The 20,606-nt window shown below is 67.0% G+C and carries 15 protein-coding genes; 8 read left to right on the top strand and 7 right to left on the bottom strand.

Annotated features, from left to right (window positions below):
* Positions 1 to 106 precede the first annotated feature (106 nt).
* From V3B48_RS04190 to blaL2, 3 genes are all read right to left on the bottom strand, one after another.
* Positions 107 to 748, bottom strand: coding sequence for a hypothetical protein (locus V3B48_RS04190; RefSeq protein WP_049422905.1), 642 nt, complete (start codon positions 746 to 748; stop codon positions 107 to 109).
* Between the two features lie 55 nt (positions 749 to 803).
* The gene (locus V3B48_RS04185) at positions 804 to 2,018 is read right to left on the bottom strand and encodes a cation:proton antiporter (protein ID WP_049422904.1); all 1,215 of its coding nucleotides are present in this window, start codon (positions 2,016 to 2,018) and stop codon (positions 804 to 806) included.
* Positions 2,019 to 2,103: 85 nt separating this feature from the next.
* Positions 2,104 to 3,015: a L2 family extended-spectrum class A beta-lactamase gene (gene blaL2 / locus V3B48_RS04180; protein ID WP_329893256.1), complete on the bottom strand. Its 912-nt coding sequence runs from the start codon at positions 3,013 to 3,015 to the stop codon at positions 2,104 to 2,106.
* A gap of 176 nt (positions 3,016 to 3,191) precedes the next feature.
* Here blaL2 and ampR point away from each other — a divergent pair, with 176 nt between their 5' ends.
* On the top strand, positions 3,192 to 4,055 hold the full coding sequence (gene ampR, locus V3B48_RS04175; protein ID WP_012511908.1) for a LysR family transcriptional regulator AmpR: 864 nt from the start codon (positions 3,192 to 3,194) through the stop codon (positions 4,053 to 4,055).
* Between the two features lie 73 nt (positions 4,056 to 4,128).
* Here ampR and V3B48_RS04170 read toward each other — a convergent pair whose 3' ends face one another.
* Positions 4,129 to 5,994, bottom strand: coding sequence for an ABC-F family ATP-binding cassette domain-containing protein (locus V3B48_RS04170; protein WP_100437656.1), 1,866 nt, complete (start codon positions 5,992 to 5,994; stop codon positions 4,129 to 4,131).
* A 336-nt stretch (positions 5,995 to 6,330) separates the two neighbouring features.
* On the opposite strand from V3B48_RS04170, the gene V3B48_RS04165 reads away from it, so the two are divergent.
* Both V3B48_RS04165 and ybaL read left to right on the top strand, forming a co-directional pair.
* Complete coding sequence (locus tag V3B48_RS04165) at positions 6,331 to 8,718, top strand: TonB-dependent receptor (protein ID WP_197615804.1); 2,388 nt, start codon at positions 6,331 to 6,333, stop codon at positions 8,716 to 8,718.
* Between the two features lie 151 nt (positions 8,719 to 8,869).
* Positions 8,870 to 10,567: a YbaL family putative K(+) efflux transporter gene (ybaL, locus tag V3B48_RS04160; RefSeq protein WP_049461518.1), complete on the top strand. Its 1,698-nt coding sequence runs from the start codon at positions 8,870 to 8,872 to the stop codon at positions 10,565 to 10,567.
* 397 nt (positions 10,568 to 10,964) lie between these two features.
* On the opposite strand, the gene V3B48_RS04155 is transcribed toward ybaL, so the two are convergent.
* Positions 10,965 to 12,251 (bottom strand): aminotransferase class V-fold PLP-dependent enzyme, encoded by a 1,287-nt coding sequence (locus V3B48_RS04155; protein WP_032128543.1) that lies wholly within the window; start codon positions 12,249 to 12,251, stop codon positions 10,965 to 10,967.
* Positions 12,252 to 12,432: 181 nt separating this feature from the next.
* Here V3B48_RS04155 and V3B48_RS04150 point away from each other — a divergent pair, with 181 nt between their 5' ends.
* The 3 genes from V3B48_RS04150 (at position 12,433) to V3B48_RS04140 (ending at position 15,403) form a co-directional block, all read left to right on the top strand.
* Positions 12,433 to 13,170 carry a response regulator transcription factor gene (locus V3B48_RS04150; protein WP_329893255.1) on the top strand — a complete coding sequence of 246 codons (738 nt, stop codon included), beginning with the start codon at positions 12,433 to 12,435 and terminating at the stop codon, positions 13,168 to 13,170.
* Positions 13,167 to 14,462 (top strand): ATP-binding protein, encoded by a 1,296-nt coding sequence (locus V3B48_RS04145; protein WP_164080389.1) that lies wholly within the window; start codon positions 13,167 to 13,169, stop codon positions 14,460 to 14,462. The genes V3B48_RS04150 and V3B48_RS04145 overlap by 4 nt, the downstream gene beginning before the upstream one ends.
* 140 nt (positions 14,463 to 14,602) lie before the next feature.
* Positions 14,603 to 15,403 carry a MipA/OmpV family protein gene (locus V3B48_RS04140; RefSeq protein WP_329893254.1) on the top strand — a complete coding sequence of 267 codons (801 nt, stop codon included), beginning with the start codon at positions 14,603 to 14,605 and terminating at the stop codon, positions 15,401 to 15,403.
* Positions 15,404 to 15,475: 72 nt separating this feature from the next.
* Here the strand turns inward: V3B48_RS04140 and clpB are convergent, their stop codons facing one another.
* Positions 15,476 to 18,061: an ATP-dependent chaperone ClpB gene (gene clpB / locus V3B48_RS04135; protein ID WP_329893253.1), complete on the bottom strand. Its 2,586-nt coding sequence runs from the start codon at positions 18,059 to 18,061 to the stop codon at positions 15,476 to 15,478.
* Between the two features lie 181 nt (positions 18,062 to 18,242).
* Positions 18,243 to 19,064 (bottom strand): DUF3014 domain-containing protein, encoded by an 822-nt coding sequence (locus V3B48_RS04130; protein WP_329893252.1) that lies wholly within the window; start codon positions 19,062 to 19,064, stop codon positions 18,243 to 18,245.
* Between the two features lie 154 nt (positions 19,065 to 19,218).
* On the opposite strand from V3B48_RS04130, the gene V3B48_RS04125 reads away from it, so the two are divergent.
* Positions 19,219 to 19,710: a hypothetical protein gene (locus tag V3B48_RS04125; RefSeq protein WP_049422957.1), complete on the top strand. Its 492-nt coding sequence runs from the start codon at positions 19,219 to 19,221 to the stop codon at positions 19,708 to 19,710.
* 95 nt (positions 19,711 to 19,805) lie between these two features.
* Positions 19,806 to 20,516, top strand: coding sequence for a glutathione S-transferase (locus V3B48_RS04120; protein WP_032128550.1), 711 nt, complete (start codon positions 19,806 to 19,808; stop codon positions 20,514 to 20,516).
* The last annotated feature ends 90 nt before the right edge of the window (positions 20,517 to 20,606 follow it).

Below are 20,606 nucleotides of genomic sequence, written 5' to 3'. Positions count from 1 at the left end.
CCAGGGCTCTGGCCCCGGTCCGGTATCCCGCATCCACGCATGGCGTGGATCTACTGAGGGCCTTTCTGGGGTCGGGGCCCTCCGCAGGAGGGATCCGACCCTGGGATCACGGGGCGGACGCTTTATCGTCGCCCCACGGTGCAGGCGGCAGGGCAACCGGCTTGCTCAGGTCGAACTGCACGCGGAAGCGGCGGCCCTCCGGGCGGGTCAGCTCGTAGACGAAGGTCTGGTCGGGATCAATCTCCATCGCCCAGGTGTTGTGCGTGGAGGCCAGCATGTCGGCGCGGCGGAACATCGCCACCGAATCGGCGTCGGCGGGGAACTGCTGGCGCTCGGCGGTGCCCGGCGGCGTGCTGTCACCACCGTAGAGGGTGATCGCGTCGGGGCTGCCGTCTTCGTGGCGATGGTCGTGCTTCAGGCGCAGGCCGGTTTCCGTACGGGTCAGCACCCAGGTCCGCGAGTGGTCATCGCCGACATGGAACGGGATGCGCAGCTCGTGCGCCGGATCGGCACAGCCGCGCACATGCATGACCAGGCGCTGCCCGGCGAACGGATCCTTGCCGGTCGGTGCCGGCGTGTCCTCCACTACCTTGCCGGCGTAAGCCTGGCCGCAATGCGCGGCGATGGCGGCCATGAAGGCATCGGCCGGTGCGGTCGCCAGATCATGGGCGACCGTATCGGAGCGCTGCGAACACGCAGCAAGGCTGAGCAGGAGGGCGGAAGCGGTGACAACGGCAGGCAGTTTCATGCCCCAACCCTAACGGCCATGGCCGAAGTGCGCAAACCGCACGCGCAGCATCCGCTCAGCGATCGACTGCAGATGCCGCTGGCAGCGTTTCGGTGGCCGCCACCGGCGCGGCTTCGCCTTCACCCGCAGGTTCCTGTTCAACCGGATCGACATCGAACGGCGTGCGGAACACCAGCGACGGCAGCAGCGTGGTCAGCGCCGCATACAGCAGCAGCGCGCCGAACAGCACCGCCGGGATCTGGAAGCGCTCGCGCATGATCGCGGCCAGCACCAGGGTGAAAATCAGCGTCGGGGCCAACGCCAGCGAGACCCGCAGGCTGCTGCGGAAGCTCTCGCCGAACATCACCCGGCGCTGCAGCCAGACCACGCCGATGCGCAGCGGCAGCACCACCAGGGTGATCACGATGCCCAGCCCCAGCGCCTCAAAGCTCAGTGCTTCGCTGGGCACCTTGGTGCCGGCGTTGAAGAAGTAGAACGGCACGAAGAACGAGGCGAACAGGCGCAGCGCATGCAGGTTCTCGTGCGAGGCCAGCAGCGGCATGCGCTGGTGCAGCAGGCGCGCGACCAGGCCGGCGATGAACGCACCGACCAGGTAATACACACCCAGCAGATAGGTGATGTACGCCGCGACCATGCCGACCATCACCAGCAGCGAGAACTCCGAACCCGGCGCGTGCGGCGCCACCCAGCGGCCCAGCGCGATGAACAGCAGCGGCAGGCCGATCATCATCGCCAGCAGCGCCAGGCTGGACAGCGCCATGTGCCCCGGGTCGCCGGCCTGCAGCACGATGAACAACGCCGCCAGCGCCAGCAGTTCGCCAGCGATGGCCTTGCTGGTCACCCAGAACCGCTCGTCCTCGCTCAGGCCCAGCCGCGACAGCGAATCCATGATGAAGCCGGTGGACGGCGTCAGCAGCGCCAGCGCCAGCAGGCCGGCGGCCTGCCACGGCAGCCCCGCGTAACGCCAGGCCAGCCAGCCCACACCGAACAGCGTGCCGGTACGGATCACCAGATGCGCCAGCAGCGGCCACATGCCACGGCGCAGCGCCTGCAGATCCACTTCCAGGCCGGCGAACAGGAACAGCGAGGAAATGCCCAGCGTGGCCAACAGACCGATCACCGCGTCGTGCGCCTGGTCGCCCAGCCAGAGCATGCCGATGATGCCGAACAGCAGGCAGGTCAGCGGCGCGGGCAGGCTGAAACGCTGCAGCGCGCGTGGGATCACCAGCAGCGCGAAGATCAGCAGCAGGTAGATCAGTTCATGGCTCATGGGGGACTTCCGTGTGATTCGAACGCGCGCAGGATGCGCGCGCCGAACCGATCCGGCAAGCCACTTCTGAATGACCCCGGTTACCTCAACCGATCAGCCGATCGGCGATGCGGCCTACCTGCGCCAGCACCGTGGCACGCTGTTCGTTGCTGATCGCACCCGCCTGCAGGTAGGCGGTCAGCACCCAGGGCGTGCCGCCGGCCAGCGGCCACAACACGGCGATGTCGTTGCGCGCGTCCTCGCCGTTGCTGCCGGTCTTGTCACCGACGCGCCAGCGCTTGCCCAGGCCCGCGCGCAGGCAGGCGTCGCCGGTTTCGTTGTCGATCAGCCAATCGGCCAGCTGCTGCCGCGACGCCGGCTGCAGCACCTCCCCCAGCACCACGCGCTGCAGGGTCGCAGCCATCGCCGCCGGCGTAGTGGTGTCGCGCGGATCGCCCTTGGCAAAGCTGTTCAGCTCCGGCTCCAAGCGATCACTGCGGCTCACCGCATCACCGCTCGCGCGCAGGAACGCAGTCACCGCGGGCGGGCCACCGACCACGCCGAACAGCAGGTTGGCTGCAGTGTTGTCGCTGGTGATGATCGTGGCACGGCACAGATCGCGCACGGTCATGTCCTTGCCGGCGTGGCGGCGGGTGACCGGCGCGTGCGAGAGCAGGTCGGCATCGCGCACCGGCACGCGCGTGTCCAGCAACGCGGGCCTGCGCTCGGCCTGGCTGAGCACGGTGGCGGCCAGCACGCTCTTGAACGTGCTGCACATCGGGAAACGCTCGTCCTGGCGATGACCGATGCGGCGGCCGCTGGCGGTATCAAGCAGGGTCACGCCGAGGCGGCCGGCACAGGCCTTTTCCAGTGCGGCGAAGTCGGTGGCGACGGTGAGGGCGGCATCGGTCGGTGCACTGGCGGCGGTCTTGCCCGCCGCACGGGCCAGCAACGGCAGGGCAAGCGAGGAAGCAACGGCAGCACCACTGAACTGCAGGAATCGGCGACGGGCGAGCATGCGGGTTCTCCTGGGGGACCGCCCGATTATTGAAGCCTCGCACGCAGGCGACCAGCGCGAAAAATCAGCGGAAGGCATTAGCTGGATTAATGCCTGTCGCAATCAACCCTTTAATTCTTCTGAACTGGCTACTGGGAAGGTAGGATCAGCCATCACCCTGACTCACGACTACTCTGATGCTGCACCCTACCCTGCCGCTGAACGCGCTGCGTGCCTTCGAGGCGGCCGCACGCCACCAGAACTTCACCCGTGCCGCGCTGGAGTTGTGCGTCAGCCAGGCCGCGCTGAGCCACCAGATCCGCGGGCTGGAGGACCGGCTCGGCATCCGCCTGTTCCATCGCCTGCCGCGCGGCGTGGCGCTCACCGAGGAGGGCGCGGCGCTGTATCCGGTGCTCAACGAATCGTTCGAGCGCATCTCGGCCAGCATCGCGCGCTACACCGGTGGCCCGGCCCGTGAAGTACTGACTCTGGGCGTGGTCGGCACCTTCGCCACCGGTTGGCTGCTGCCACGGCTGGCTGCGTTCGAGGCCGCACACCCGGACATCGAGCTGCGACTGCAGACCCACAACAACCGCATCGATCTGGCCGGCGAGGGCCTGGACCTGGCGATCCGCTTCGGTGATGGCGACTGGCAGGGCCAGGCCTGCACAGCGATCCTCGACGCGCCGTTTGCACCGCTGTGCGCACCAGCATTGGCGCGGCGGCTCAAACAGCCACGCGACCTGGGCACCCTGCCCCTGCTGCGCTCCTACCGCAGCGACGAATGGCCGCGCTGGCTGCAGGCGGCAGGAGTGAGTGGCGTGGAAGCCCGCGGGCCGGTGTTCGATTCGTCGTTGACGGTGGCGATGGCCGCGGTCGGCGGTGCCGGCGTGGCGCTGCTGCCGCTGCGCATGTTCGAGCAGGAGCTGGCCGAGGGTCGCCTGCTGCAGCCATTCAGCACCACGCTGGAGCTGGGGCGCTACTGGCTCACGCGACTGCGCTCGCGTGCCGAGCGTGAGCCGGCGAAGCGGTTCCGCGAATGGCTGCAGGCGCAGGGATGAAAAAGGGGACGGAGGGGATTAAGTCGTTTGTGCCACAAACGACTTAATCCCCTCCGTCCCCTTTTTTGCGTGATCAGGACTCCAGCAGTTCCATCCACGCGGCTTCGGCTTTTTCCAGCTGGGCGGCAGCGGTTTCGCGGTCACGGCCGATCACCGCCATGCGGGTGACATCGGCGTAGTTGGCCGGGTCGGCCAGCTGGCGGTCCAGCTCGGCCAGGGCGCTTTCCAGTTCGGCCACCTTGGCTTCGGCGGCGGCCAGCTTGTGCGGGTTCACCGGCTTCTTCTGCACCACCTGAGCCACCGGCGCGGTCTTGACCACCACCGGCTCTTCCACCTGTTCCATGCGCGCCTTGGTGCCCTGCGCCTGCGGACGGGTGCGCAGCCAGGCCGCGTAGGCGTCGAGGTCGCCGTCGAACGGCTCGACCACGCCATCGGCCACGCGCCAGTAGGTATCGCAGACCAGGCCGATCAGATGGCGGTCATGCGAGACCATCACGATCGCGCCTTCGAAGGTGGCCAGTGCCTCAGCCAGCGCTTCGCGCATTTCCAGGTCAAGGTGGTTGGTCGGTTCGTCCAGCAGCAGCACATTCGGCTGCTGCCAGGCGATCAGCGCCAGCGCCAGGCGCGCGCGCTCGCCGCCGGAGAAACCATCGACCGGCTCGAACGCGCGGTCGCCCGGGAAGTTCCACTTGCCAAGGAAATCGCGGAACGACTGGTTCGGTGCGTCCGGCGCGATCTCGCGGAAATGCTCCATCGGCGACTGGCCTTCGTGCAGCGACTCCACCGTGTGCTGGGCGAAGTAGCCGATCTTCAGGTCCGGGTGCGCCATGCGCTCGCCGACGATCGGCGCCAGCTCGCCCACCAGGGTCTTCACCAGGGTGGTCTTACCGGCACCGTTGGGGCCGAGCAGGCCGATGCGCTGGCCCGCTTCCAGGCCGAAGCCGACGTTGTGCAGGATCACCGCGTCCTTACCATAGCCAGCCTCGACGTGGTTCAGGCGGATCAGCGAGAACGGCAGCTTGGCCGGCGGCGCGAACTCGATGCGGAATTCGCGCTCGGCACGCACCGCTTCGGTGCCGGCCAGCTTGGCCAGGCGCTTCATGCGGCTCTGCGCCTGCGCGGCCTTGCTGGCCTGCGCCTTGAAGCGGTCGATGAAGCTCTGCAGGTGGGCACGCTCGGCCTGTTCCTTCTCGTGCGCGATCTGCTGCTGGCGCAGCTGTTCGGCGCGCTGGCGCTCGAAGTCGGTGTAGCCGCCCGGATAGAGCTTGGCGCCGCCACCGTGCAGGTGCAGGGTGTGGGTGGCCACGTTGTCGAGGAACTCGCGGTCATGCGAGATCAGCAGCAGGGTGCCCGGATACTTCAGCAGCCACTGCTCCAGCCAGTACACCGCGTCCAGATCCAGGTGGTTGGTCGGTTCGTCCAGCAGCAGCAGGTCGCTTGGCATCATCAGCGCGCGGGCCAGGTTCAGGCGCACGCGCCAGCCGCCGGAGAACGAGGACACCGCGCGGTGGTGGGTCTCTGCCGGGAAACCGAGGCCGTGCAGCAGCTTGCCGGCGCGCGCTTCGGCGTCGTAGGCATTGAGCTCGGCCATCTTCGTGTGCGCCTCGGCCACCGCTTCCCAGTCTTCACGGGCGGTCGCCTCGGCCTCGGCGGCCAGCACTGCGGCCACCTCGATGTCACCGCCCAGCACGAAGCTCAGCGCCGGGTCGGGCAGCGACGGGGTTTCCTGGGCGACGCTGGCGATGCGCACCTTGCCGGGCAGATCGACATCGCCCTTGTCCGCCTCCAGCTCGCCCTTCACCGCCGCGAACAGGCTGGACTTGCCAGCACCGTTGCGGCCGACCACACCCACCCGGTAACCGGCGTGCAGGGTCAGGTCGACATTGGACAACAGCAGCCGCTCGCCGCGGCGCAAGGCGAAATTACGAAGGGAAATCATCGGGGGAGGCGTCCATATAACCAGATGGAATGTGCTGGTGAGCACTGTTCCTGCGACGCAATTCTAGCGTTAACGAATACTTGACGCGTCCCGGGATGCGCGGCGGCCGGCGTTCCTCTCTCCCACGTCCTTGCCGCGCGCGTCCCGGGCTCCCTCCCCCGCCAGTGCCGATCCGGGCTAAATGGTTGCTGCTGCAACGTTTTTTCCGATGACCGGCATTTGACACGCACTGAATATCCCGTTAATTCCTGCTTTGCGCACCGCAACAACCGCCGTCCGCCTCACCCCCGTGATGTCGATTCCGGTGCCGCCCCCGCCAACCGGAGCTCCGTCCCGATGACCCGCAAGACCAGCCTGATCGCCGCCGCCGTCGCTGTCGCACTCGGTGGCTCTCCGTTCGTTGCCGCTGCCCAGCAGGCCGGCACCGCCGCCAACACCCTGGACACGGTGATCGTCACCGGCACCCGCGTGGCCGACCGCACGGTGGCCGAATCGCAGTCGCCGATCGACATCATCACCCCAGAAGCCCTGCAGTCCACCGGCACCAGCGAGCTGGCCACCGCCCTGTCGCGTGCCCTGCCCTCGCTGAACTTCCCGCGCCCGGCGCTGACCGATGGCACCAGCGGCGTGCGCCCGGCGCAGCTGCGCGGCCTGTCACCGGACCAGGTGCTGGTGCTGGTCGACGGCAAGCGCCGCCACACCTCGGCGATGATCAACGTCAACGGCAGCATCGGCCGTGGTTCGTCGGCAGTGGACATCAATGCGATCCCGATCGCCGCCATCGAACGCGTGGAAGTGCTGCGCGACGGTGCGTCGGCGCAGTACGGCTCGGACGCCATCGCCGGCGTCATCAACATCGTGCTCAAGGGCAGCGGCAGTGGCGGCAGCCTGGCGGTGGACTACGGCCAGTACTCGGCCGGTGACGGCAACAAGTACCAGCTCTCCGGCGATACTGGCGTCGAGTTCGGCAACGGCCGTGGCCGCGTGCACGTGGCCGGCCAGATCAGCCAGCAGGACGAAAGCAACCGCGCCGGCCCGTACCGCGGCACCACCCCGAACACCGGCAACTTCCCGAGCATCGGCCAGAAGACCTTCATCGTCGGCGACCCGCGCGTGGATGCGACTGCGGCTTCGGTCAACGCCAGTTTCGATTTCAGCGACCGCGTGACCGGCTACGCCAGCGCGCTGCTCAGCAACCGCGACATCACCTCGTTCGCGTTCTACCGCTCGCGCAACCACAGCGGGCAGAGCGCGCTGCTGGCGCAGACCTACCCGGACGGCTTCGTGCCGGAGATCAACCAGTACTCCAAGGACCGCTCGCTGGTGGCCGGGGTCAAGGGCAACACCGGCAACGGCTGGACCTGGGACCTGAGCCTGAACCACGGCGAGAACACCCTCGACTTCCACACCCGCAACAGCATCAACTACAGCCTCGGCGCAACCAGCCCGCGCTCGTTCTACGACGGCACGCTGAAGTACCAGCAGGACATCTTCAACGCCGACCTGACCAAGTCGCTGGACTGGGGCCTGGCCTACCCGGTCACGCTGTCCTTCGGTGGTGAATACCGCAAGGAGAAGTGGGACCAGAAGCCGGGCGAGCTGAACTCGTACACCGGCAGTGGCGCGCAGGGCTTCGGTGGCTTCACCCCCACCAATGAAGTGCATGCCGACCGCCACAACTACGCGGTCTATGCGGGTCTGGAAGCGGACCTGACCGAGAAGTTCTCGGCCGGCATCACCGGCCGCTACGAGGATTACTCGGACTTCGGCGACCGCTTCTCCGGCAAGCTGTCGGCGCGCTACGCGTTCACCGACAAGGTTGCGCTGCGGGCCACCGCGTCCAGCGGCTTCCGTGCGCCGTCGCTGGCGCAGCAGGGCTACCAGGCGGTCACCAGCCAGTTCCTCAACGGCGTGTTCGTCGAGCGCGGCACCTTCCCGACCACCAGCCCGGCTGCGCAGGCGCTGGGCGCCTCGCCGCTGAAGGCCGAGACCTCCACCTCCTACAGCCTGGGCCTGGTGCTGCAGCCGGTCGACCGCCTGTACATCACCGTCGACGCCTACCAGATCGACATCGATGACCGCATCGCATTGTCGTCCAGCATCACCACCAACACCGCCACCAGCGCGCTGCTGGGCACGCTGGGCCTGCCGCAGGTGACCGCGTTCTCGTACTTCACCAACGGCCTGGATACGCGCACCCGCGGTGTCGATTTCGTGTCCAGCTACACGGTGCCCTTCAGCGCCAGCAGCCTGGAACTGACCGCCGCGTACAGCTACAACGACACCGAAGTGCGCCGCGTCGGCGGCACCCCGGCGGTGTTCGGCACGCTGGGCCTGACCCAGTCGCTGATCGGCCGCGATGAGATCGGCCGCATCGAGGACAGCTATCCGCGCGACAAGGCGATCCTGAGCGGCACCTGGCGTTCGGACCACTGGGAACTGGGCCTGGCCGCGACCCGCTACGGTAAGTTCACCGTGCGCAACTCGGCCACCGCACTGCGCGACCAGACCTATGGCGACGCCTGGGTGGTGGATGCCTCGGCCAGCTACAAGCCGAGCAGCAACTGGACCCTGACCGTGGGCGCCGACAACCTGCTGGACAAGTACCCGGACCGCACCGAAGACCTGCAGAACTCCACCTTCGGCATGCTGCCGTACAGCAACTACTCGCCGTTCGGCTTCAACGGCGCGTACGTATACGGCCGGGTCAAGTACACCTGGTAAGCGGTAGTGCCGGCCGCTGGCCGGCAACTCCCCGGTGGGGTCAGATCCCTTTTCCTGCGGGAGAGGGATCTGACCCCATTCGCATTTAAGGTTTGCCGTATCTGGCGTCATCGGTGAAAATCGGGATACCCCCGTTTTTCTGCGAGTGCCGATGCACCATGACACCGACCTGATCAACATCGTTGCCGTTGGCCTCGGGCTCGCCTTCATCTTCGGCGCGCTGGCCAACAAGCTCCGCTTGTCTCCCTTGGTCGGTTACCTGGTTGCTGGCATCTGCGTAGGCCCGTTCACCCCCGGCTTCGTCGCCGACCAGGCGCTGGCCAACCAGCTGGCCGAGCTGGGCGTGATGCTGCTGATGTTCGGCGTCGGCCTGCACTTCTCGCTGAAGGACCTGATGGCGGTCAAGGCCATCGCCATCCCCGGTGCCATCGGCCAGATCGCGGTCGCTACCCTGCTCGGCTGGGGCGTGGCCTCGCTGATGGGCTGGCCAGCCCTGCATGGCGTCATCTTCGGTTTCTCGCTGGCCACCGCCAGTACCGTGGTGCTGTTGCGGGCGATGGAGGAGCGCCGCCTGCTGGAAACCATGCGCGGCAAGATCGCGGTCGGCTGGCTGATCGTGGAAGACCTGGCCTGTGTGCTGGCGCTGGTGATGATGCCGGTGATGGCCGGTGTGTTCGGCCCCGATGCGGCCAAGGAATCGCACTCGCTGGGCAGCGTGCTGGCCGACATCGGCTGGACCTTCGTGCAGCTGGGCCTGTTCGTGGCGGTGATGCTGGTGGTCGGGCGCCGGGTCATCCCGTGGATCCTCGAACGTATCGCCGGCACCGGTTCGCGCGAACTGTTCACCCTGTCGGTGCTGGCGATCGCGCTGGGCGTGGCGTTCGGCTCGGCCATGTTGTTCGGCGTCTCGTTCGCACTGGGCGCGTTCTTCGCCGGCATGCTGCTCAACGAATCGGAACTGAGCCACAAGGCCGCACACGATTCGCTGCCGCTGCGTGATGCGTTCGCAGTGCTGTTCTTCGTCTCGGTCGGCATGCTGTTCGACCCGAACATCCTCATCCAGCACCCGTGGCAGGTGCTGGCCACCGTGCTGATCATCATGTTCGGCAAATCGGCCGCCGCGTTCTTCATCGTGCGCGCGTTCGGGCACCCGACCAGCACTGCGCTGACCATCTCTGCCAGCCTGGCGCAGATCGGCGAGTTCGCCTTCATCATCGCCGGCCTCGGCGTGGCGCTGCAGATCCTGCCGAAGGAAGGCCAGTCGCTGGTCCTGGCCGGTGCGCTGGTGTCGATCATGCTCAACCCGCTGGTATTCGGCCTGCTCGACCGTTGGCAGGCCAAGCAGGAGCAGTCGCCCCAGGCCGCCGAGCCGGAAGAGGCCACCGGTCCCTCGCGTGACCTGCATGACCATGCCATCGTCATTGGTTACGGCCGGGTCGGCAGCGAGCTGGCGCAGGTGCTGCGCGATCGTGGCGTGCCGGTGCTGGTGATCGATGACAACAAGGAGCACGTCGAACAGGCGCACGCCAAGGGCCTGGCGGCGATCCGTGGTAGTGCCGCTGCCGACCGCGTGCTGGCCGAAGCGCATCCGGAACGCGCGAAGATTGCGGTGCTGGCGATTCCTCAGCCGCTGGAAGCCGGTGAGGCGCTGGCCAAGCTGCGTGCGATCAATCCGGATCTGACCCTGCTGGCGCGAGCACACAGCGATGCAGAGGTGAAGCATCTGTTGGAGCACGGTGCGGATGGCACGGTGATGGCCGAGCGTGAGCTGGCGTACTCGCTGGCCGAGATGGTGATGGCCACGCCGCCGTATCGCGGGCTGGGACAGCACAGTATTCCGGTGGTGTGAGGAGTGTGGGTGCGGCAGGGCTTGCAGCCCTGCACCTGCTGAAGCAACGGCAACGACAAAAGCAAAAGCTGGCATTCCGTGGGATGGCGGGGTGGGTCCGGTTGCAGGGGACGCCGTGAATCCGTCCATGGAGGCTCGGTCGCGCCATCCATGGCGCTCACGCCCCTGCAACCGGGCCCACCCTGCCTTCGACAATTTCCTGCGGCTGTTGGTAGGTGTCGACCTTGGTCGACACGGCGGTGCATCTGACCCCGGAAACAAAAAAATCCCCGGTCGACCCGCATCGACCGGGGATCTGGATCGCCACGTTGCCATGCCTTGGAGAGGCAGTTCCACCGTAGCGCATCGCGGTGCCGGTGGTGATCGCCTGTGGCGATGACGACCAAGCGTGCGGCTATCAGGCGCCAGCCAGGGCCTGCTCCAGGTCGGCACGCAGGTCGCCGATATGCTCGATGCCGATCGACAGCCGCACGGTGTCCTCGCTGACGCCGGCCTTGGCCAGTTCGGCGGCATCCAGCTGGCGGTGGGTGGTCGAGGCCGGATGGGTGGCCAGCGATTTTGCATCGCCCAGGTTGACCAGGCGGGTGAACAGCTTCAGCGCATCGAGGAAACGTGCGCCGGCTTCACGGCCGCCCGGCAGGCCGAAGGTCAGTACGCCCGAGCCGTGCCCGCCCAGGTAGCGCTGCGCGGCGGCGTGCTCGGGGTCGTCGGCCAACCCGGCGTAGCGCACCCAGGCCACCTTTGCGTGTGACTTCAGAAACTGCGCGACAGCCAGCGCGTTGGCGTTGATGCGCTCCATGCGCAGCGCCAGGGTTTCAATGCCCTGCAGGATCAGGAACGCATTGAACGGCGACAGCGCCGCGCCGGTATTGCGCAGCGGCACCACCCGCGCGCGGCCGATGTAGGCCGCCGGCCCCAGCGCTTCGGTATAGACCACGCCGTGATAGCTGGGGTCGGGCTGGTTGAGCCGTGCGAAGCGCTGGGGTTGTGCAGCCCAGTCGAAGCGGCCGGAATCGACGATCGCGCCGCCGAGGCTGTTGCCGTGGCCGCCGAGGTACTTGGTCAGCGAATGCACCACGATGTCGGCGCCGTGCTCGAACGGGCGCAGCAGGAACGGCGTGGCCACGGTGTTGTCGACAATCAGCGGCACGCCGGCGGCATGCGCGACCTCGGCAATCGCCGCGATGTCGGTGACGTTGCCACGCGGGTTGCCGATCGATTCGACGAACACCGCCTTGGTGCGTTCGTCGATCAGCGCGGCGAAGGCGGACGGATCGGCCGGGTCGGCGAAGCGCGCCTGGATGCCGTACTGCGGCAGCGTGTGCGCCAGCAGGTTGAGGCTGCCGCCATACAGCGCACTGGAGGCAACGATGTTGTCACCGGCCTCGGCAATGGTCTGGATGGCATAGGTGATCGCCGCCTGCCCCGAGGCCAGTGCCAGCGCGCCGATGCCCCCCTCCAGCGCGGCCAGGCGCTGTTCCAGCACGTCGGTGGTGGGGTTCATGATGCGGGTGTAGATGTTGCCGGGCACCTTCAGGTCGAACAGATCGGCGCCGTGCTGGGTGTCATCGAAGGCATACGCCACCGTCTGGTAGATCGGCACCGCCACCGCGCGGGTGGTCGGGTCGGGACGGTAGCCGCCATGCACGGCCAGGGTTTCCAGTTGCCACTGCGGGTCGCTCATTGCGCCAGGCTCCATCCGGGGAAACCGCCACCATAGGCCAGCCAGAACCACGCGTTGAAAGCTGCTGGCGATGACGCCAGTACCACCGGTTATCAGGTTGGCCGCGATTCAGGCAGCCGTCATGGGCCGTTGCTAGGCTTCGCCGCCGGGCGCTCCTGCCCGGGCACGGAGGCCCAAGCGCATGCAGTCATCCCCCTGGACACCCGCCGCCTGCGGCTCGCCGACCCCGGTGCTGCTGGTGGAGGACGACCGCCGCCTGGCCGAACTGGTCAGCGACTACCTGCACGAACATGGCTTCGCCGTGCAGCATGTGGCCCGTGGCGACCTCGCCGGTGCGGCCTGCCGCCAGCACGCGCCGGAACTGGTGGTGCTGGACCTGATGCTGCCCGGCCTTGGCGGCATCGATGTGTGCCGGCAGATCCGCAGCTTCTCCGATGTGCCGATCCTGATGCTGACGGCCTGCGAGGACGACATCGAACAGGTGCTCGGCCTGGAATCGGGCGCCGACGACTATGTGCACAAGCCGATCGAGCCGCGCCTGCTGCTGGCCCGCCTGCGCGCCCTGCTGCGCCGCCGCCATGGCAGCAGCAACACCGGCAGCCCCTGCCGCCTCATGCACGGCGAGCTGCTGATCGACCGCATGCAGCGCGAGGTGCATCTGCACGGCCAGCCGGTGGACATGGGCACCACCGAATTCGAGATCCTGTGGCTGCTGGCCAGCCAGCCGGGGCAGATTCTCTCGCGTGACCAGATCCTGCAGGCGGTGCGCGGCATCGGCTTCGACGGGCTGGACCGCAGTGTCGATGTCAGCATCGGCAAGCTTCGCCGCAAGCTGGGCGATGACGCGCGCGAACCGCGGCGGATCAAGACGGTGTGGGGCCGCGGCTACCAGTTCAATCCCTCGTCCTGGTCGGCATGAAGCGGCTGTTTCTGCGCCTGTGGCTGGTGGTCGGCGCGAGCTTCCTGATCACCCTGCTGCTGATCAACGTGATCTTCGATCGCATCTACCTGCCGTTCCAGCAGCGTGTGTTCGCAGAGCAGGTGCGCGGCCAGTTGTATGCATTGCGGCAGGGGTTGGACGGAAAGGACTCCGCCGCCCAGCAGGATCAGCTGGCGCAATGGCAACCCCACTATGGCATCGCATTGGCTCTGCTGCCGTCAGCACCGGCCCTCGCGGCCGGCGAACAGGAACAGCTGCAGCGCAACGGGCTCATTTCCCGGCAGAAGTTCGAGATCGTACTGGCGCCGCTTGATCCACTGCATCCCGATGGCCCCTGGCTGCGCCTGCATCTGCCAGGCGAGCCGTCGATGACCCTCTATCTCACCCTGATCGCCTATTCGGTGATGCTGGCCCTGTTCGGGCTGTGCCTGTACGCCTGGGTGCGCCTGCTCTGGCGCGATCTGGACGCGCTGCGCGTGCACGCCGATCGCATCGGTGCCGGCGATCTGCAGGCGCGCGCGCAGGTTTCGCCACGCTCGCAGATACGCGTCATCGTCGACCATTCCAACCGCATGGCCGCACGCGTGGCCGAACTGGTCCAGCGCCAGCGCGACCTCACCCATGCCATATCGCACGAACTGCGCACGCCCATCGCGCGCGTGGCCTTCGGCCTGGACCTGATGCAGGACAGCGACGATCACGAACGCCGTACACGGCTGGCACAGGGGCTGCACGGCGACCTGGCCGAACTCAACCGGCTGGTCAGCGAACTGCTGGCCTATGAGCGTCTGGAGCATCCCGGCGAAGGCGAGCCGATGCAGCGCATTGAAGCCAACGACTGGCTGCAGGCCTGCCTGGCCGATGCACGCCGTGATGCCGAACGAGCCGGCGTGGTCCTGCGCGTGCAGCCCAGTGCGTTGCCGCGGGTGGATGCCGAACCGCGGCTGCTGCAGCTGGCGCTGAGCAATCTGGTGGGCAATGCGCTGCGCCACGCGCGTTCGCAGGTGGAAGTGTCGCTGGTCGGTGTCGGCGGCCGCGCGTGCCTGCGCGTGGATGACGACGGCCCGGGCATCGCCGAGGCCGACCACGAAAAAGTGATGCGCCCGTTCACCCGCCTGGATGACAGCCGCAGCCGCGATACCGGCGGCTTCGGGCTGGGCCTGGCCATCGTCAGCCGCATTGCAGCCCGCCACGGTGGCGAGCTGCGCATCAGCCGCGCCACGCTGGGTGGCGCGCGCCTGGAAATGCACTGGCCGCTGGCTGCCAGCTGAACGTCCACGGGCGCCATTACAGTTGATTACAACTCCCGCACAACTGCGGAGGGATCGGTCGCCGGCATATCGCCACGCTGGCGACCCTGCAGCACTCGCCGGATGCGCGCGCTGCTTTCCTCCCATTGTCGAGAGATTCCATGTCCCAGCTTCGCCGTTCCCCCACCCTGCTCTGCCTGGCCCTGCTGCCGCTGTTCGCCGCGCCGATCGCCCACGCCAAGGATGACCACTGGACCTTCGAGCTCGCCGCTGGTGGTGGCGTGACGCCGCGCTACAGCGGCAGCGAGGAATACCGCGCGACGCCGTCGCTGTCGTTCGATGTCACCTCGCCGGGGGGATGGTTTCTGGGCACCAGTGGCATCGGTTGGGGCACGTCCATTGGCGAGCACACCCGCGTGCGTGCCTACATCGGCGCCAGCGGCATCCGCCGCGACAAGGACTCCCTGCTCGGCGGTTCGGACTTCCTGCGCGGCATGGGTGATATCGATACCCGTCCCCTGGTCGGTCTCACCGCTGGTTATACGCTGGGCGAAGCCGTGCTGAGCGGCTCCTGGCAGTTCACCCGCAAGGACGAGGACAAGGCCGAGAACGGCCTGGCTACCCAGCAGATCCATCTGAATCTGAGCATGCCGCTGTTCGACCTGGCCGGTGGCGTGGTCAGCGGCAGTGTTTCCACCGACTACGGCAATCGCGGTTACATGCAGACCTGGTACGGCGTCAGCCCGGAACAGGCGGCGCGCACCGGCTTTGCCCAGCACACGCCGAAGGCTGGGCTGGTCAGCGCCGGTCTTGGCCTGAAATGGAGCCACCGCGTGGGCCGCAATGGCAACTGGTACATCTCGGCCGAAGGCACGCGCCTGCTCGGCGATGCGGCCGACAGCCCGATCGCGCAGAAGGCGAACCAGTTCGGCTTGATGAGCGGCTATACGCACCGCTTCTGAGTGAGCGCCGGGCATGGCCCGGCGTACTTCGCAGGAAACGGGGCGCCGCGGTCAGGCAGCGCCCCGTGTGAATCACGCCTTTGCGAATACCAGATGTCCGCCGTCGTTGCCGACTTCGATGATGTCGCCGTTGACGAAGGCGCCGGACAGGATCTTCTGCGCCAGCGGGTTCTCCAGCTGCGCCTGGATCGCGCGCTTCAACGGACGTGCGCCATACACCGGATCGAAACCAACGTTGCCGAGCAGGTCGAACGCTGCATCGGACACCAGCAGCTTCAAACCACGTTCGGCCAGGCGCTTTTCCAGCCCACGCATCTGGATACGCGCGATCTGCTTGATCTGCTGCTTGTCCAGCGGGTGGAACACCACGATGTCGTCCAGGCGGTTGATGAACTCCGGGCGGAAGTGCGCCTGCACCACGCCCATTACCGCCGCCTTCATCTGCGTGTGGGCCTCCGGGCTGTCATCAGCGCTCATGTCCTGGATCTGGTGCGAGCCCAGGTTCGAGGTCATCACGATGACGGTGTTGCGGAAGTCCACGGTGCGGCCCTGGCCATCGGTCAGGCGGCCATCGTCCAGCACCTGCAGCAGGATGTTGAACACATCCGGATGCGCCTTCTCCACTTCGTCCAGCAGGATCAACGAATACGGACGGCGACGCACGGCCTCGGTCAGGTAGCCACCCTCCTCGTAACCAACGTAGCCCGGGGGCGCACCGATCAGGCGGGCGACGCTGTGCTTCTCCATGAACTCGCTCATGTCGATGCGGATCATCGCGTCGGCACTGTCGAACAGGAACTCGGCCAGCGACTTGCACAGCTCGGTCTTGCCAACGCCGGTCGGGCCGAGGAACAGGAACGAACCGGCCGGGCGATTCGGATCGGACAGGCCCGCACGCGAACGGCGCACGGCATCGGAGACGACCTTGATCGCTTCCTCCTGGCCGACCACGCGGTTGTGCAGCACCTCTTCCATCCGCAGCAGCTTGTCGCGCTCACCTTCGAGCATCTTGTTGACCGGAATGCCGGTCCAGCGCGACACGACCTCGGCGATCTCCTCGTCGGTGACCCGGTCCTGCACCAGCTTGAAGTCCCTGTGTTCGGCTTCCTGCGCGGCGGCCAGCTGTTTTTCCAGCTGCGGCAGCAGGCCGTACTGGATCTCGCTCATCTTGGCGAAATCCTGGCGGCGCTGCGCGGCTTCCAGCTCCAGCTTGGCCTGCTCGACCTGCTCCTTGATCTTGGTCGCACCCTGCAGCGCGGCCTTCTCCGACTTCCAGATTTCATTGAGGTCGGAGAACTCGCGCTCCAGCGCCTCGATGTCGTTCTCCAGATCGGCCAGGCGCTGCCGCGAGGCCTCGTCCTTTTCCTTCTTCAGCATCTCGCGCTGGATCTTCAGCTGGATCACCCGGCGTTCCAGGCGGTCCAGCTCCTCCGGCTTGGAGTCGATTTCCATGCGCAGGCGCGAGGCCGCCTCGTCCATCAGATCGATGGCCTTGTCCGGCAGCTGGCGGTCGGTGATGTAGCGGTTGGACAGCGTCGCAGCGGCGACGATGGCCGGGTCGGTGATCTCAACGCCGTGGTGCACCGCGTACTTTTCCTTCAGCCCGCGCAGGATCGCGATGGTGTCTTCCACCGACGGTTCGCCCACGAAGACCTTCTGGAAGCGGCGCTCCAGCGCGGCGTCCTTTTCGATGTACTTGCGGTACTCATCCAGCGTGGTGGCGCCCACGCAGTGCAGCTCGCCGCGTGCCAACGCCGGCTTGAGCATGTTGCCTGCATCCATCGCGCCGTCTGCCTTGCCGGCGCCGACCATGGTATGCAGCTCATCGATGAACAGGATGATCTGCCCTTCGCTCTTGGCCAGGTCGTTGAGCACGCCCTTCAACCGCTCTTCGAACTCACCACGGAACTTGGCACCGGCAATCAGCGCGCCCATGTCCAGCGACAGCACACGCTTGCCGCGCAGGCCCTCGGGCACTTCGTCGTTGATGATGCGCTGGGCCAGGCCTTCGACGATGGCGGTCTTGCCCACGCCGGGTTCGCCGATCAGCACCGGATTGTTCTTGGTCCGGCGCTGCAGCACCTGGATCGTGCGGCGGATTTCCTCGTCACGGCCGATCACCGGATCGAGCTTGCCGCTCTCGGCGCGCGCGGTCAGGTCGATGGTGTACTTCTCCAGCGCCTGCCGCTGTTCCTCGGCATTCTCCGACTGCACGTTCTCGCCGCCACGCAGCTTGTCGATGGCGGCCTGCAGGCGGGTCTTGTCGGCGCCGGCGGCGCGCAGCGCCATGCCCAGCGTGCCACTGTCTTCCAGCGCCGCCAGCACGAACCACTCGCTGGCGATGAAGGCATCGCCGTTCTGCTGGGCCAGCTTGTCGGTCTGGTTGAGCAGACGCCCCAGGTCATTGCCCATCGAAACGTTGCCGGCCTGGCCGGACACCTTGGGCAGCGCATCCAGCGCCTCGGTCAGGCGCTCGCGCAACACCGGCACGTTCACCCCGGCCTGGGCCAGCAGCGGGCGCGTGCTGCCGCCCTGCTGGTCCAGCAACGCGCTGAACAGGTGAACCGGTTCGATGATGCTGTTGTCGCGGCCTACGGCCAGCGACTGTGCGTCTGCCAGCGCCTGCTGGAAACGCGAGGTGAGCTTGTCCATCCGCATTGCGAATCCTCATCGGTCATCAGGGCCGGCCCGCGCCGGCGATGCTGGAAAGATGCGGTTGCCCCACCCCGTTTCAAGGGTGACTGCGACTGCACCCCGAGGCCAGTCAGCCTGCGGCCAGCATGCCGGAACGGGTGTGGTCGGCGCGTTGATCCCGATCAGTTCCGCGCGGTGGAAGGGTTCAACGGGTGATCGCGCTGCGGATCGCCCGCAGCTGCTGCTTGACCGCCCGCGCCTGCGCCGGGTCCATGCGCAGCAGGGCCTTCTGCCCGATCGAGCGTGACTGCAGGGTGGGATCGACGAAGCGATAGCGGCCCCGTTCGTCGCGCTGCACCAGCGGCGGCTGGGCCAGTTCCGGGGTGTCCAGCAGGTGGTCGATCACCGCGACCAGGCGATCATTGAAGTACCCGTCGGGCCGGCCCAGGTCCACATAGGCCTGCTGGATCAGTGGATAGAAGCGCTTGTAGGCCGTGGCCGTTGCCGCCGGGTCCAGCGCGGTGAAGGCCTGCACGTAGGGCGCATAGCGCGCCGCATTGGCTGCGGCGATGCGTTCGCCGCCCTCACCCGCCTCGACCTGCAGGTTGCCCGGCAGCGGCCGCGCGGCCAGCGCGGTGGGTGGTACGCTGGGCTTGTCCAGGTTGTCGACCTGGGTGACCAGGCGCTGGATCAGATGATCGCGCAACAGCAGGGTCAGCGGGCCCTCGCCCTGGAACAGCTGGCTCAGCGCGCCCCAGGCAGCGGCATCGCTGTCAGCCAGCTTCGGCAGTGCCGGGTCGGCGGCGGCCTCGGTATCCAGCGGATGCCTGATCGGGGGTGGTGTTGGAGCGGGTTCCGCAGCCGCCTTCGGTTGTGGCGGTGTGCCGGTACTGGCGGGGGGCGATTGCACCGGCACCGAAACACCGTCTGCCAGGCTCTTCAGCTGATCGCGGAACAGCCAACCGCCCGCGCCACCGATCACCACCACGCCCAACACCCAGGGCCAAGCCGCTTTTCCACTCTGCATGATGCAGCACCTCGTTCTCACACGCATGGACAAGGTGTGACCCGGCTGATTTCCGTGGGTTCCCCACCCGTTCCGGTAAGGTTCGGGAAACGCGTTGACAGCGCAGTGCGACGGGCGGCCCAATGAGCAGTCCAGCCCCTTCGACGAACGACCCATGGAGCTTCGCCCGGAACCGGTGCCTTTCCGCATCAGCACGCTCGACCTGACACTGGTGTATCGAGAGCAGAACGCGAGCGCACAGGTGAACGTGGAGGCACAGACGCTGGAGGACTATGCAGCGCAGCCGGGCATGCGTTACCGCTCACTGCAGGTGGATTTCGAACTTGTCCATGAAGCGCGTTGCCGGGGCGGAAATTTTCACGAGATGCGCCACGGCGAGATCTTCGAGGAAACCGGACCAGCCGATGAAACCGCGCACTGGCGGCAAACCGGTCTCTGCCCTTTCCCCGGCTTCTACCGGGTCATCCACGATCCTGGCCTGGCGGCACTGCTCGCGCACTACGATCCCCGCAATGTCCACGACCTGCAGCTTTTCATCCTTGCCGCACATGACAGCTACGTTGAAGTCCTGGCCAAGGGATATCGCTACACGCTGGCTGGCAGCGTCAATGAGCACGACATCATCACCGTCGCGCCATCGGCCTGAACACTCCGACATCCAACGCCAGGTAGGCATTGCACTCACGCCCGCTTTGCGCGACCAGCGCGACGCTATGCATCCTGTCCCGTGGAGACACTGCCATGCAGTACGCGCTGTATTACTGGACCGGCATCCAGGGCCGTGGCGAGTTCGTGCGTCTGGCACTGGAAGATGCCGGTGCCGACTACATCGACATGGCGCGGGTGCACGGCGATGCAGTGATGCAGCCGTTTCTCGATGGCAGCAGTGAAGGTGCGCAGCCCTTCGCGCCGCCGTTCCTGAAGGCCGGTCGCCAGGTCATCGCGCAGGTCGCGGCAATCCTGGATTTCCTGGGCCCGACGCTGGACCTGGTGCCACAGGCAGCCTCGCGGCGGATGCAGGCGCTGCAGTTGCAGCTGACCATCGCCGACCTGGTGGCCGAGGTGCATGACACCCACCATCCGATCGCTGCATCGAAGTACTACGAAGAGCAGAAGACCGAGGCCAAGGCACGTGCCGCGTCGCTGCGCAGCGAACGGCTACCGAAGTTCCTCAGCTACTTCGAGCAGGTGCTGGCGGCCAACGGTGGCCGCCATGCACTGCGCGAGCACTCGTATGTGGATCTGTCGCTGTTCCAGCTGCTGAGCGGGCTGAACTACATGTTCCCACGCCGCATGCAGGCACTGGAACCGACCCTGCCCCTGCTGCGCGCGCTGCAGGAGCGGGTGGCGAAACGACCCAACATTGCCTCCTATCTGGACTCGGAACGGCGATTGCCGTTCAACACCAACGGCATCTTCCGCCACTACCCGGAACTCGATGGAGAGCGGTAGTGCCGGCCGCTGGCCGGCAGCTGCACGCTACGTCCGAGGTCCATGAGGAGGGGGGGCCCCGGCCCGCCCAACAAGGGGGGCAGCTGTGGT

Source organism: Stenotrophomonas sp. SMYL20 (genome assembly GCF_036320045.1).
GTDB classification, from domain to species: domain Bacteria; phylum Pseudomonadota; class Gammaproteobacteria; order Xanthomonadales; family Xanthomonadaceae; genus Stenotrophomonas; species Stenotrophomonas maltophilia_A.
This window is presented reverse-complemented; position numbering and strand designations above follow the sequence as displayed.

What these genes read in the sequence shown, in the direction of transcription:
- ampR (WP_012511908.1), top strand. Translation starts at nt 3,192, where the DNA reads ATGCTGCACCCTACCCTGCCGCTGAACGCGCTGCGTGCCTTCGAGGCG.
- V3B48_RS04155 (WP_032128543.1), bottom strand. Translation starts at nt 12,251, where the DNA reads ATGAGCGACCCGCAGTGGCAACTGGAAACCCTGGCCGTGCATGGCGGC.
- V3B48_RS04120 (WP_032128550.1), top strand. Translation starts at nt 19,806, where the DNA reads ATGCAGTACGCGCTGTATTACTGGACCGGCATCCAGGGCCGTGGCGAG.
- V3B48_RS04125 (WP_049422957.1), top strand. Translation starts at nt 19,219, where the DNA reads ATGGAGCTTCGCCCGGAACCGGTGCCTTTCCGCATCAGCACGCTCGAC.
- V3B48_RS04145 (WP_164080389.1), top strand. Translation starts at nt 13,167, where the DNA reads ATGAAGCGGCTGTTTCTGCGCCTGTGGCTGGTGGTCGGCGCGAGCTTC.
- V3B48_RS04140 (WP_329893254.1), top strand. Translation starts at nt 14,603, where the DNA reads ATGTCCCAGCTTCGCCGTTCCCCCACCCTGCTCTGCCTGGCCCTGCTG.
- V3B48_RS04190 (WP_049422905.1), bottom strand. Translation starts at nt 748, where the DNA reads ATGAAACTGCCTGCCGTTGTCACCGCTTCCGCCCTCCTGCTCAGCCTT.
- clpB (WP_329893253.1), bottom strand. Translation starts at nt 18,061, where the DNA reads ATGCGGATGGACAAGCTCACCTCGCGTTTCCAGCAGGCGCTGGCAGAC.
- ybaL (WP_049461518.1), top strand. Translation starts at nt 8,870, where the DNA reads ATGCACCATGACACCGACCTGATCAACATCGTTGCCGTTGGCCTCGGG.
- V3B48_RS04185 (WP_049422904.1), bottom strand. Translation starts at nt 2,018, where the DNA reads ATGAGCCATGAACTGATCTACCTGCTGCTGATCTTCGCGCTGCTGGTG.
- blaL2 (WP_329893256.1), bottom strand. Translation starts at nt 3,015, where the DNA reads ATGCTCGCCCGTCGCCGATTCCTGCAGTTCAGTGGTGCTGCCGTTGCT.
- V3B48_RS04150 (WP_329893255.1), top strand. Translation starts at nt 12,433, where the DNA reads ATGCAGTCATCCCCCTGGACACCCGCCGCCTGCGGCTCGCCGACCCCG.
- V3B48_RS04130 (WP_329893252.1), bottom strand. Translation starts at nt 19,064, where the DNA reads ATGCAGAGTGGAAAAGCGGCTTGGCCCTGGGTGTTGGGCGTGGTGGTG.
- V3B48_RS04165 (WP_197615804.1), top strand. Translation starts at nt 6,331, where the DNA reads ATGACCCGCAAGACCAGCCTGATCGCCGCCGCCGTCGCTGTCGCACTC.
- V3B48_RS04170 (WP_100437656.1), bottom strand. Translation starts at nt 5,994, where the DNA reads ATGATTTCCCTTCGTAATTTCGCCTTGCGCCGCGGCGAGCGGCTGCTG.